The following is a 12,400-nucleotide window of genomic DNA, read 5'->3' as shown; positions in this document are numbered from 1 at the left end:
CACGGCACGCGCACGGTGCCGGGCCGGTGCGGCGGCGCCTGTGGAGGGCGAGGCCGCGCTGTCGGGCCCCGCCCGTAGGGTGGCTGGCATGACGACGACGGCGGGGCTCGACACCACCGAGCCCGGGACGACGCCCGCCACGGAGCCGACCACCCCGACCGATGCCGACACCGGCACCGGCACCGTGGCGGGCCGCGACGTCGCGCCGCGCGCGCCGGGGCTGTCACCGTCGCGCGCCGCGGACTTCCTGCGGTGCCCGTTGCTGTTCCGCTTCCGGGTCGTGGACCGGCTGCCGGAGCCGCCCTCCTCCGCCGCCGCCCGCGGCACCCTGGTGCACGCGGTGCTCGAGCGGCTCTACGACGCACCGGCCGGCGAACGTACCAAGGCCGCCGCGCTCGACCTGCTGCCCGCCGAGTGGGAGCGGCTGGTCGAGGTCGAGCCCCGGTACGCGACCCTGTTCGAGCCGGGCGGGGACGCCGCCGGCACCGACGTGCCGTCCTGGCTCGACGGCGCCGGGCGTCTGCTGGGCACCTACTTCAGGCTGGAGGACCCGAACCGGCTGGAGCCGCAGGCCCGCGAGCTCAAGGTGTCCACACAGCTCGACGGGGGCCCGCTGCTGCGCGGGATCGTCGACCGGCTCGATGTCGCGCCGAACGGCGCGATCCGCGTCGTGGACTACAAGAGCGGCCGGGCGCCGGGCCCGGCGTACGAGTCGGCCGCCCTGTTCCAGATGCGGTTCTACGGGCTCGTCATCTGGCGCGAGCGCGGGGTGCTGCCCGCGATGCTCCAGCTCGTCTACCTCGGTGACGGGCAGGTCCTGCGGGCGCAGCCCACTCGGCAGCAGCTCGAGGCCACCCAGTCGAAGGTCGTCGCCGTGTGGGACGCCGTCCAGACCGCCGCCCGCACCGGGGACTGGCAGCCCCGGCGCAGCCGCCTGTGCGGCTGGTGCGCCCACCAGGCGGTGTGCCCGGAGTTCGGGGGCACGCCCCCGGTCATCCCGCCGGGTGCGCTGAGAGAGCGGCTCGGCGTGGACGGCCCGACCGCCTGACCCGGCCGACGGCGGTCAGGCCGACGGTGGTCAGGCCGACGGTGGTCAGGCCGACGGTGGTCAGGCCGACGGTGGTCAGGCCGACGGTGGTCAGGCCGACGGCGCCACGAGGTCGAGGACCTCGCCCGCGCCGATGCGCGCCAGCGTCGCGGGCCGCACGCGGGTGAGCGACGACGCCCGGCTCAGCCCGTCCATGCGGGGCACCGGAAGGACGGCCTCCACGCCCAGCGTGGGCACGCCGGCGGCACGAGCCGAGGCGATCCCCGTGGGCGAGTCCTCGATCGCGACGCACGCGGCCGGGTCGACGCCGAGGCGGGCGGCGGCCAGGAGGTAGGGCTCCGGGTCCGGCTTGCCCCGGGTCACCTCGTCCCCCGTGACGACCGTGGCGAACGCGCCCTCGGGCGCCCGCGCGACCACCTCGTCCGCGAGCTCGCGGTAGCTCATGGTCACCAGGGCGCAGGGCACCCCTGCGGCGGCGAGGTCGGCGAGCAGGGCCAGGGCGCCCGGCTGCCACGGCACCGACTCGCGCACTTGCTCGACCACCCGGCCCAGGAGCCGGCTCACGATCTCGTCCACCTCCAGGTCGACGCCGCCGCTGGTGCGCAGGATCTCGGCGGACACCGTCAGGGCGTTGCCCACCAGCTGTAGCGCCTGCTCGTGCGACCACGTGCCACCGTGCTCGGCGACGAGCTCGTGCTCGGCGGCGATCCAGTACGGCTCGGTGTCCACGAGAGTTCCGTCCATGTCCCACAGGACGGCGGCGGGCAGGGTGGTGCGGGCGGAGGCGGTGAGGGGTTCGAGCACCCGACCATCGTACGGACCGGTGCGCGGCTCCTCGCCTTCCGCCCGTCGCGCGGACGGTCGGCCTGCCCTGGTGGCCGGTCGCGGCGGTGGCGCGTGCCGCCCGGCCGCACAACGTCCCGTGTATAGGCTGGCCGGATGACGATCGACCCCGACGCCACCGGGCGCCACGCCGCACGACAGACCGTGCTGGTGGCGGCGTTCGAGGGGTGGAACGACGCGGGGAGCGCCGCGACCTCCGCCCTCATGCACCTCACCGACGTCTGGGGCGCCCGGCAGGTGCGGGAGCTTGACCCGGAGCTCTACCACGACTTCCAGGTCAACCGCCCGGTCATGGAGACGGGACCCGACGGCGAGCGAACGATCACCTGGCCGACCACCACGATCTGGGTCGCGGAGCTCGAGGAGCGCACCGTGGTCCTCGTCCACGGCATCGAGCCGTCGTTCCGGTGGAAGTCCTACTGCGCCGAGCTCCTGGACCTGGCCGGCGAGATGGAGGTGCGCACCGTGGTCACGCTCGGCGCGCTGCTCGCCGACGTGCCGCACACGCGCCCTATCCCCATGACGGCGACCACGGAGAGCGTCGGCCTGCAGGCCGTGCTGGACGTCGAGCCAAGCACGTACGAGGGGCCCACGGGCATCGTGGGCGTGCTGCAGCACGAGGCCGCCGCCCGGGGGTTCCAGGCGGTCTCCCTGTGGGCCGCCGTCCCGCACTACGTCGCCAACCCGCCGTCGCCCAAGGCGACGCTCGCCATCCTCACCCGGGTCGAGGAGCTGCTCGCCGAGCCCGTCCCCCTGGGCGAGCTCCCGGAGGACGCCGAGGCGTGGCAGCACGGCGTGGACGAGCTCGCGAACGAGGACGCGGAGATCTCCGAGTACGTCCAGCAGCTCGAGGAGGCCAAGGACACGGCGGACCTGCCGGAGGCCTCCGGAGAGGCGATCGCGCGCGAGTTCGAGCGCTACCTGCGGCGCCGCGACAAGGGCGGCGACAAGGGCGGCGACAAGGGCTGAGGGCGACCGCCCGCCACGGGCCGCCAGCAACGTGCAGCCGTCACCGGCCGCCCGTCACCGCCCGCGCGTCACAGGCGGACGCCCAGCAGCGCGTCGATCGTGCGCGCCAGCACGCCCGGCGCGCCCTCGGCGTCGGCGGAGGTGTCCCGCGAGCCGTCGAGCGACGCCTGCGCCCACGCGTCCACGGCGGCGAGCGCCGTCGGTGCGTCCAGGTCGTCGGCGAGTGCGGCACGCACGGCCGCGAGCGTGCCGTCGACGGCGGGCCCGCCGTTGCCGGACACGGCCGCCCGCCACCGCGCGAGCCGGGCGACGCCCGCCTCGAGATCGGCGTCGGTCCACTCCCACTCGGAGCGGTAGTGGTGGGCCAGCAGGGCCAGGCGGATCGCCATCGGCTCCACGCCCGCGCGACGCAGCGCCGACACGAACACGAGGTTGCCCCGCGACTTGCTCATCTTCTCGCCCTGGTAGCCCACCAGCCCGGCGTGCACGTGCACGCGGGCGCCGCCCGCGCCGAGCAGCCGGTCGTGCGACGTCGACATCTCGTGGTGCGGGAACAGCAGGTCCGCCCCGCCGCCCTGCACGTCGAACGGCAGGCCGAGCCCGTCGCGCGCGATGACCGCGCACTCGATGTGCCAGCCAGGCCGTCCGGTGCCGAGCGTGCCACCGTCCCAGGCGGGCTCCCCCGGCCGCTCACGGCGCCACAGCAGCGGGTCGAGCGGGTTCTTCTTGCCGTCGCGCTGCGGGTCGCCGCCGCGCTCGGCGAACAGCCTGGCCATCGTCGCGGTGTCGTAGCGGGAGACGGCGCCGAAGTCCGGGTCGGCGGACAGGTCCGCGTAGACGTCGCCCACGCCCGGGTCGTCCCCGCCCGCCCCGGGCTCGACCGGCACGCGGTACGCCGCGCCCTCCTCGAGCAGCCGCTCCACGGCCTTTACCACGGCCGGGACGGACTCGACGGCACCGGTCCAGGTCGCGGGCGGGATCACGCCGAGCGTCGCCATGTCCTCGCGGTAGAGCGCGGTCTGCTCGGCGGCGAGGTCACGCCAGTCGACGCCGGTCGCCTCCGCGCGCTCCAGCAGCGGGTCGTCGACGTCGGTGACGTTCGAGACGTACGTCACCTCCTTGCCGGCGTCGCGCCACGCCCGGTGCAGCAGGTCGAACGCCACGTAGGTGTTCGCGTGCCCCAGGTGCGTCGCGTCGTACGGGGTGATGCCGCAGACGTAGAACCGCGCCGTCGGCCCGGGGGCCGCCTCCACGAGCGAGCCCGTGGTGGAGTCGTGCACCCGGACCGGCGTCACGCCGGCAGGTCGAGGGAGCTCGGGGACATGGGGGGCTGGCCAGGAACGCACGGCCTCAGGCTACCGGCCCGGCGGACATCGTCAGACGACGGCGCCGCTCATGGGCTCCAGGACTCCCGTGAGCAGCAGCACCACCACGACCGCGGCCAGGCCGAGCCGGTACCAGACGAACGGCATGAACGAGTGCGTGGTGATGAGCTTGAGGAAGCCGATGATGACGATGTACCCGACGACGAACGCGACGAGCGTGGCGATCAGCGTCGCGAGACCCCCCGGCGCGCCGGGCACGGGGTCAGCTCCGGCGGACTTGGCGAGCTGGTAGAACCCCGAGCCGAGCACGGCCGGCACCGCGAGCAGGAACGAGTAGTCGGCGGCCGCCTTGCGGGAGAACCCCATGAGCAGGCCGGCGGTGATCGTGCCGCCCGAGCGGGACACGCCCGGCACCAGGGCGAGCGACTGCGCGAGCCCGAAGTAGACGGCCCGCCGCGGGGTGAGCTGGTCGAGCTTGCGGGTGCGGCGTCCGATCTTGTCCGCCCAGCCGAGCAGCAGGCCGAAGACGACCAGGGTGGTCACCGTGATCCAGAGGTTGCGCAGGGACGTCTCGATCGCGTCCTGGAACAGCAGGCCGAGGACGACGATCGGGACCGAGCCCAGGGCGATGAACCAGGCCATGCGGGCCTGGGGGTCGTGCTCGCCCAGGCGGGCCCGCCACCCGGTCCCGTGGGCACCGGTCACCGACCGCCACCAGGCGACGCAGATGTCCCGGATCATCCGCCGGTAGTAGAGCAGCACGGCTGCCTCGGTGCCGATCTGGGTGATGGCGGTGAACGCCGCCCCCGGATCGCTCGACCCGATCAGCTCACCCACGATGCGCAGGTGCGCGCTCGAGGAGATCGGGAGGAACTCGGTCAGGCCCTGCACCAGGCCAAGAAGGATGGCTTCCCACGCGCTCACGGGCCGTCACACTACCCGGCGTCGGCGCGTTCCCCCGCACGAGCGGCGGGTGCGCCGGTAGCCTGACCCGCCATGGAGCGTCGTGCGGTGGGCCGGTCAGGCCTACGGGTGTCCGTGCTGGGCCTGGGGACGATGACATGGGGGCGCGACACGGACGAGATCGACGCCGCGGAGCAGCTGCGGGACTTCGTCGACGCGGGCGGCTCGCTCGTGGACACGGCGGCCACCTACGGCGACGGTGATGCCGAGCGCCTCATCGGGTCCCTCCTCGGCACCAAGGTGCGCCGCGACGAGGTCGTGCTGTGCACCAAGGGCGGAGTGCGCGGCGGCCCGTCCGGCGCCCGCGCCGACGCCTCGCGCGGGGGCCTGCTGGCCGACCTGGACGCGTCGCTCGAGCGGCTCGGCACCGACCACGTCGACGTGTTCCTCGTGGCCTGCCCCGACCCCGCGACGCCTCTCGAGGAGACGGTCTCCGCCCTGCGGACCGCGGTCTCCTCCGGCCGCACGCGATACGTCGGCCTGGCCAACCACCCCGCCTGGGTCGCCGCCCGCGCGGCGACCCTCCTCGAGGGCTGCGCCCGCGACGGCGTCGGGCTGACCGCCCTCGAGCTGGAGTACTCGCTGCTCCAGCGGGGCGTCGAGCGTGACGTCGTGCCGGCCGCGGCGTCGCTCGGGCTCGGGATGCTCGCCTGGTCGCCGCTCGGGCGCGGCGTGCTCACGGGGAAGTACCGCCGGTCACTCCCGGCCGACTCGCGCGCCGCGTCGCCGCACCTGGCGACGTTCGTGGACCCGTACCTCGACGACGCGTCCTCGGCGGTCGTGGAGGCGGTGGCGACGGCCGCGGACGGTCTCGGCCGGGCCCCGCTCGAGGTCGCGCTGGCGTGGCTGCTCGCCCGCGACACCGTCGCCAGCGCCATCGTCGGGGCACGCACCCCGGCCCAGCTGCGCACGTCGCTCGCCGCCCTGGACCTCGAGATGCCCGGCGAGGTGCACGCCGCCCTCGACGACGTCTCCGCCCCCGAGGTGGGCTACCCCGAGCGCTGGTGAGCCCGCGGGCCCCTGGCCCGCGGGCTCACCGTCGCCCTAGCGCGTCCCGTCGAGCTGCTCGGACCGGGAGCCGGACTGCTCGTCGAACCGGACGACCTCCAGGTCGTCGTCGCGGTCGTCCCCGTCGTCCCGGTCGTCGTCCTCGTCCTCGTCGTCCTCGTCGTCCTCGTCGTCCTCGTCGTCGTCGCTGTCCAGGAAGAACGGCGTCACCTCGGCGAAGACCTTGGCGAGCGAGTCCTCGTACACCTCGAAGGCGTCGGCGAGGACCTCGTAGGCGTCGTCCACCGCCGGGTCGTCCTCCCCCCGGCGGGTCGACACCGCGTGGTAGTGCCCCTCCAACGCGGCGACGAAGCGGTCCAACGCGGCACGCGGGTCTGCGGTCATGCTCTGACGGTAGCGCCCTCGGGGGCACAATGGGCGGACGAAGACGGTCGTGAGCACCCTGGAGGGGATCGGATGGCAACGAGGACGTCGACGACGCCGGCGCGTGCACGCTCCGCGTGGCACCAGCACGGCCAGTACGAGTACCGCATCCTGACCTTCGACCGCACCACCAGCGTCCCCGACGCCCGCAAGCTGCTCACCGACGAGGCCGAGTACGGCCGGTGGGAGCTCGCGCGTACCCGGCTGTACGTGGGTGGGGAGCGCAAGGTGTGGCTGCGGCGCAAGATCATCAAGGTCGCCCCGACGTTCTGAGGTCCCGTGCCCGGTACCGAGACGCCCGGCAGCCCGGCGGCGGGAGCCTTCCGCAAGGCGCGCACGGGGGCGCCACCCGGCTTCTTCGCCGCCGAGGCGGCGGGGCTGCGCTGGCTGGCGGTGCCCGGTGGGCCCCGCGTGGTGCGCGTCGTGGCCGCCGGGGAGTCGTTCCTCGACCTCGAGCACGTGGACCGGTCCGGCCCGACGCGGGGTGCGGCACACGAGCTCGGGCGGCGCCTCGCCGCCCTGCACGACGCGGGCGCCCCCGCGTTCGGCGCGCTGCCGCCCCGGGCGGGAGCCTCTGACCACGCCTGGTTCGGCCCGCTGGACGACCCGCTGCCGATGGCGGGCGGCGCCTGGGACGACTGGCCGTCGTTCTACGCGGACGCGCGGGTCGGGCCGGTCGTCGCCACCGGCCGGGAGCGCGGCGTGCTCACGGCGGACGACGAGGCGGCGGCCGCGCGCGTCTGCGCCCGCCTGCACGACCTCGCCGGCCCCGCCGCCGACGACGTCCCGGCCCGGCTGCACGGCGACCTGTGGTCGGGCAACGTCCTGTGGGCGCGGACGCCGGACGGCGGGACCGAGGCCGTGCTGATCGACCCGGCCGCGCACGGCGGGCACCGCGAGACGGATCTCGCGATGCTCGCCCTGTTCGGCGCCCCGCACCTCGAGGAGATCCTGGGCGGGTACGCCGAAGAACACCCTCTCGCCCCGGGCTGGCAGGACCGGGTGGCGCTGCACCAGCTCTACCCGCTCGCGGTGCACGCCGTGCTGTTCGGCGGCTCGTACGTGCGCGCGACGCGCTCGCTCCTCGCGACCCTGGCCGGGGCGTGAGAGCGGCTCAGCAGGAGCCGAGCAGCCGGTCGAGCACCCGCGTGCCGAAGCGCAGGGCGTCGGTGGGCACCCGCTCGTCGACGCCGTGGAACATCCCCGCGAAGTCGAGGTCGCCGGGCAGCCGCAGGGGCGCGAAGCCGTAGCCGGTGATGCCGAGGCGGGCGAGCGACTTGTTGTCGGTGCCGCCCGAGAGCGTGTACGGCAGGACCGTCGCGCCCGGGTCCTCGGCGACGAGCGACGCCACCATCGTGTCGACCAGGTCCCCCGCGAACGGCGCCTCGAGCGCGGTGTCCTGGTGGATCGGCTCGATCCGCACCGCGGGCCCCGCGAGCTCGCGCAGCGTCGCCATCCCCTCCTCCTCGTGCCCGGGCAGCAGCCGGACATCGACGGAGGCCTCCGCCCGGCCGGGGATGACGTTCGCCTTGTAGCCGGCGTCGAGCTGGGTCGGGTTCGAGGTGTGACGCACCGTGGCGCCGACGAACTTCGCCGCCGGCCCCAGCGCCGCCACGAGGGCGTCGACGACGTCGGGGTCGGCGGGGTCGAACGGCAGCCCGGCGAGATCGGCCACCCCGCGAAGCAGCTGGTCCACGGTGGGGGTGAGCGTCAGGGGCCACCGGTGCCGGCCGATGCGGGCCACGGCGGCGGCGAGCTCCGTCACCGCGTTGTCCGCGTTGACCTGGGAGCCGTGCCCGGCCCGGCCGTCGGCGACGAGGCGCAGCCAGGCGAGCCCCTTCTCGGCCGTCTGGAGCAGATAGGCACGGCGCCCGCCGACCTCGACCGAGAACCCGCCCACCTCGCTGATCGCCTCGGTGGCCCCCTCAAAGAGCTCGGGCCGGTGCCGCACCGCCCACTGCGCGCCCTGGACACCGCCGGCCTCCTCGTCGGCGAAGAACGCCACGACGACGTCGCGCCGCGGGCGCCGGCCCTCGCGGACCATCTGCCGCACGGTCGCGAGGATCATCGCGTCCATGTCCTTCATGTCGACCGCACCGCGGCCCCACAGCAGGCCGTCGATCTCCTCGCCCGCGAACGGCGGCACCTGCCAGTCGTCCGCGGCGGCGGGGACGACGTCGGTGTGCCCGTGCAGCACGAGCGCGGGTAGCGACGGGTCGGTGCCCTCGATGCGCGTCACGACGGAGGTGCGGCGCGGCGCGGGCTCGAAGACCTCGACGTCCAGGCCCACCTCGGTGAGCAGCCCGGCGACGAGCTCTGCCGCCTCCCGCTCCCCCGGTCCCTCGCCGCCGCCGTAGTTCGACGTGTCGATACGCAGCAGGTCGCGGCAGATCCGGGCGACCTCCTGCTCGGCCGTGGTCGGCACGGGCGGTGTCGGGGCAGTCGTCGGGGCGGTCGTCGGGCGTGGTGCGGTGGGCTGTGACGTCACCCGGACACCGTACCGGCGGGCCCGGGCGAAACGTTTGGCCGGGGTGACGACGCTCCCTCGATGGCCCACCATCGCCTCACGGGCGCCGACGACGCACGCCCCCTGGCGACGCGCCGTGGTGCCACGACCCAGAGAGGACCATCATGCGAAGACTCGCGGCATCCCTGCTGGCCGTCACGCTCGGAGCGGCGGGCATCGTCGCCGCCGTCGGGCAGTCCGCCGCCGCCCACGGCGCCGAGGTGTTCCCCGGTTCCCGCCAGTACCTGTGCTGGGTGGACGCGGTCACGGAGTCCGGCGCGCTGAGCCCCTCCAACGCCGCGTGCGCCGACGCCCTCGCCGAGGGCGGCCCCAACGCGTACTACAACTGGTTCGGCAACCTCGACTCGAACGGTGCCGGCCGCACGGAGGGCTACATCCCCGACGGCACCATCTGCTCGGGCGGCGACCGCGGGCCGTACGACTTCTCCGCGTTCAGCGCCGCCCGGACCGACTGGCCGACGACGCACCTGACCGCCGGCGCGACGTACGAGTTCCAGCACAACAACTGGGCCGAGCACCCAGGCCGGTTCGACGTGTACGTGACGCGTGAGGGCTTCGACCCGTCGCAGCCGCTCGGGTGGTCCGACCTCGAGCTCGTCGACTCCGTGACCGACCCTCCGGACACCGGCGGGCCGGGCGGCGACAACTACTACTACTGGGACGTCACGCTGCCCGCCGACCGCACCGGCCGCCACATCGTGTTCACCCACTGGGTGCGCTCGGACAGCAACGAGAACTTCTACAGCTGCTCGGACGTGGCGTTCGACGGCGGCGACGGCGAGGTCACCGGCATCGACGGGGACCCGGGCACGGAGGAACCGCCCGCCGCGTGCCCTGACGAGACTCCGGGCGTGCCCGGCGCCGCGAGGGCGTCCAGCATCACGGCCACCGGCGCCCACGTGATGTGGGGCGTGGCGCAGGACGGGTGCGTCACGGGCTACGACGTGCTCGACCCCGCGACCGGCGCCGTGCTCGCCAGCACGGACGGGTCGCCCATGGTCGACCTCACAGGGCTCGATCCCGGCACGTCCTACGACGTCGCCGTCCGGTCCCGCAACGACAACACCGGCGCGGTCTCCACGGCCACGGCGTCCACCACGTTCACCACGCTGACCGAGGACGACGGTGGCGGGGACGCCGGCGCCTGCGAGGTGACGTACTCGGCCCAGTCGTGGGGCGACGGCCAGCGGGGCTACACCGCCTCGGTGACGGTGACGAACACGTCCGACTCCCCGGTCGCGAACTGGTCGGTCGCGTTCGAGTACCCGGGCGGGCAGACGGTCGACGAGCCCGGCTGGAGCGCGACCGTCACCCAGTCCGGCACGACGGTGACCGCAGCCGCTCCCCCGTGGTCCACGACCGTCGCCGCGGGACAGTCCGTGACGTTCGGGTTCAACGGCGCCACCGCGTCGGCCGGGCAGCACCCCGCGCCGCAGGACTTCACGCTCGCCGGGGCCGCCTGCGACGCCTGACGGCCGCCCGCGACGGGGTCCTCGCGCACGCTTCAGGCGGACGCGAGGACCCCGTTCGCGCTCAGCTCGATCCGCGCGTCCAGCCCGAGCCGCCCGAGGAACGCGCGGTCGTGGCTCACCACGAGCAACCCGCCCCGGTAGGCGGCGAGCGCCTGCACCAGGCGGTCGGTGCTGGCGAGGTCAAGGTTGTTCGTCGGCTCGTCCAGCACCAGGAGCTGGGCCGGCGGGTCGGCCAGCAGCAGGCGGGCGAGGCTCACGCGGAAGCGTTCGCCGCCCGACATCGTGCGCACGGGCCGGTCGACCTGGTCGCCGCGCACGAGGAACCGCGCGAGACGGCGGCGCAGCTCGCCCGGGGCGACGTGCGGGGCGCCAGCCCGTACCGCGTCGAGCACGCTGGCGTCGTCGTCGAGGCCGTCGAGCCGCTGGGTGAGGTAGCCGACGCGGTCCGTGAGCGCCCGCGCCGAGGCGCCTGAGCCGTGCCCCGGCTCGGCGCCGCCCGTGACGAGCTGGGCGAGCAGGGTCGTCTTGCCGACGCCGTTCGGCCCGGTCAGGGCGACCCGTTCCGGGCCGGCGAGCACGATCTCGCGTCCGTCGGTGCCCCGCAGCACGGCGAGCCGACGGCTGGCCGGCACGTGGGGGTCGGGGAGGTCGACGACGATGCCGTCGTCGTCGCGCACCGCCCGCTCGGCGACCTCGACCGCCGCCCGCGCCGCGGCCTCCCGGCCCGCCGCCTGCCCGCGGCGGGCACCCTGCGCCTTCTCGGCGGAGTTGCGGCGGTCGTTGACCACGGCCTTGACGTACCGGCTGTTCGCGGCGTCCTTGCGTCCCTGCCGTTCGGAGTGCGCGACGCGCTCCTGCAGCTCGATCCGCTGCCGCTTCTCGCGCCGGAGCGTCTGCTCGGCGTCGCGCAGGGCCGACTGCGCCGCCTCCTGCTGCACCGCGAGCCACTGCTCGTACTGCGAGTACGTCCCGCCGAACGTGCTCAGCTCCCCGGTGCGCAGCTCCGCCACCTCGTCGACGAGCTCGAGCAGGTCCCGGTCGTGCGAGACGACGACGAGCGCGCCGCGCCACGTGCGCACCAGCTCGTGGAGCCGCTCTCGCGCGGCCCCGTCCAGGTTGTTGGTGGGCTCGTCCAGCAGGGCGACGTCGGCGCCACGCAGCCGGATCCCGGTGACGGCGGTGAGCACCGTCTCGCCACCGGAGAGGTTGCGCACCGGCCGGTCCAGGACGCCGTCGCCGGACGGCAGTCCCGCCGCGGCGAGCTCGGCGGTCGCCCGCTCCTCGACGTCCCAGCCGTCGCCGACGACGTCGAACGCCCTGCCCAGCTCGTCGCCGTGAGCACGGCCGTCGGTGATGGCGCGGACCGCGTCGACGACGTCGCGCACCCCGAGCAGGTCGGCGACGGTGGCGTCCGCGTCGAGGGTGAGGTGCTGGGGCAGGTGGTCCGCCGTCCCGGACACGCTCACCGTGCCCGACGTCGGGCGCAGGCGGCCGGCCATCAGGCGCAGGAGGGTGGACTTCCCCGTGCCGTTGAGTCCCACCAGGCCGGTGCGGCCTCGGGAGAACGCGCCGCAGACGCCGGCGATCGGGGTGGCCCCGTCGGGCCAGGAGAAGGTGAGGTCGTGCAGGACGACGGAGGGGGACGCGGGCATGGTGCCTCCCGGTGGGGAACGCTGCGGAGTGCGCCGACCCCGCGACCACCGTGGGATGCACCGGTCCGGGTGCGGGTGGGCAGGCGTCAGCGCGAGGTCGTGGGACCGTGCGCCGTACCGAGCACCGTGCGTCCTTCCGTCCGTCCCCTCTCACCTGCGGCCAGCCCGCG

The 12,400-nt window shown here is 75.0% G+C and carries 12 protein-coding genes; 6 read left to right on the top strand and 6 right to left on the bottom strand.

Going from position 1 to position 12,400, the window contains the following annotated elements; all coding sequences use genetic code 11:
- The first annotated feature begins 88 nt into the window (after positions 1–88).
- On the top strand, positions 89–1,048 hold the full coding sequence (locus tag LEP48_RS09215; protein ID WP_225565295.1) for a RecB family exonuclease: 960 nt from the start codon (positions 89–91) through the stop codon (positions 1,046–1,048).
- 90 nt (positions 1,049–1,138) lie between these two features.
- On the opposite strand, the gene LEP48_RS09210 is transcribed toward LEP48_RS09215, so the two are convergent.
- Positions 1,139–1,852, bottom strand: a complete 714-nt coding sequence (locus LEP48_RS09210; protein ID WP_308010000.1) for an HAD family hydrolase — start codon at positions 1,850–1,852, stop codon at positions 1,139–1,141.
- A gap of 135 nt (positions 1,853–1,987) precedes the next feature.
- Here LEP48_RS09210 and LEP48_RS09205 point away from each other — a divergent pair, with 135 nt between their 5' ends.
- On the top strand, positions 1,988–2,860 hold the full coding sequence (locus tag LEP48_RS09205) for a PAC2 family protein (RefSeq protein WP_225565294.1): 873 nt from the start codon (positions 1,988–1,990) through the stop codon (positions 2,858–2,860).
- A gap of 68 nt (positions 2,861–2,928) precedes the next feature.
- Here LEP48_RS09205 and mshC read toward each other — a convergent pair whose 3' ends face one another.
- Complete coding sequence (gene mshC, locus LEP48_RS09200) at positions 2,929–4,206, bottom strand: cysteine--1-D-myo-inosityl 2-amino-2-deoxy-alpha-D-glucopyranoside ligase (RefSeq protein ID WP_225565293.1); 1,278 nt, start codon at positions 4,204–4,206, stop codon at positions 2,929–2,931.
- Positions 4,207–4,236: 30 nt separating this feature from the next.
- Positions 4,237–5,109: an undecaprenyl-diphosphate phosphatase gene (locus LEP48_RS09195; RefSeq protein WP_225565292.1), complete on the bottom strand. Its 873-nt coding sequence runs from the start codon at positions 5,107–5,109 to the stop codon at positions 4,237–4,239.
- A 72-nt stretch (positions 5,110–5,181) separates the two neighbouring features.
- On the opposite strand from LEP48_RS09195, the gene LEP48_RS09190 reads away from it, so the two are divergent.
- Positions 5,182–6,156, top strand: a complete 975-nt coding sequence (locus LEP48_RS09190) for an aldo/keto reductase (RefSeq protein WP_225565291.1) — start codon at positions 5,182–5,184, stop codon at positions 6,154–6,156.
- A gap of 36 nt (positions 6,157–6,192) precedes the next feature.
- On the opposite strand, the gene LEP48_RS09185 is transcribed toward LEP48_RS09190, so the two are convergent.
- Positions 6,193–6,540 carry a primosomal protein gene (locus tag LEP48_RS09185; protein ID WP_225565290.1) on the bottom strand — a complete coding sequence of 116 codons (348 nt, stop codon included), beginning with the start codon at positions 6,538–6,540 and terminating at the stop codon, positions 6,193–6,195.
- Positions 6,541–6,612: 72 nt separating this feature from the next.
- Between LEP48_RS09185 and LEP48_RS09180 the strand changes: the two genes are divergently transcribed.
- Both LEP48_RS09180 and LEP48_RS09175 read left to right on the top strand, forming a co-directional pair.
- Positions 6,613–6,852 carry a DUF5703 family protein gene (locus LEP48_RS09180; RefSeq protein WP_225565289.1) on the top strand — a complete coding sequence of 80 codons (240 nt, stop codon included), beginning with the start codon at positions 6,613–6,615 and terminating at the stop codon, positions 6,850–6,852.
- 6 nt (positions 6,853–6,858) lie between these two features.
- Positions 6,859–7,686: a fructosamine kinase family protein gene (locus LEP48_RS09175; protein ID WP_225565288.1), complete on the top strand. Its 828-nt coding sequence runs from the start codon at positions 6,859–6,861 to the stop codon at positions 7,684–7,686.
- 7 nt (positions 7,687–7,693) lie between these two features.
- Here the strand turns inward: LEP48_RS09175 and LEP48_RS09170 are convergent, their stop codons facing one another.
- Entirely contained in the window at positions 7,694–9,004 is a 1,311-nt protein-coding gene (locus LEP48_RS09170) for a M20/M25/M40 family metallo-hydrolase (RefSeq protein ID WP_225565408.1), read from the bottom strand.
- 206 nt (positions 9,005–9,210) lie between these two features.
- Here LEP48_RS09170 and LEP48_RS09165 point away from each other — a divergent pair, with 206 nt between their 5' ends.
- Complete coding sequence (locus LEP48_RS09165) at positions 9,211–10,578, top strand: lytic polysaccharide monooxygenase (protein ID WP_225565287.1); 1,368 nt, start codon at positions 9,211–9,213, stop codon at positions 10,576–10,578.
- Between the two features lie 32 nt (positions 10,579–10,610).
- Here LEP48_RS09165 and LEP48_RS09160 read toward each other — a convergent pair whose 3' ends face one another.
- Positions 10,611–12,230, bottom strand: coding sequence for an ABC-F family ATP-binding cassette domain-containing protein (locus LEP48_RS09160; protein ID WP_225565286.1), 1,620 nt, complete (start codon positions 12,228–12,230; stop codon positions 10,611–10,613).
- Between the last annotated feature and the right edge of the window lie 170 nt (positions 12,231–12,400).

Origin of the sequence: Isoptericola luteus, from assembly GCF_020297055.1 — a bacterium.
Taxonomy (GTDB): domain Bacteria; phylum Actinomycetota; class Actinomycetes; order Actinomycetales; family Cellulomonadaceae; genus Isoptericola; species Isoptericola luteus.
The sequence above is the reverse complement of the archived record's forward strand: the minus strand, read 5'-3'. Positions and strand labels throughout refer to the sequence as shown.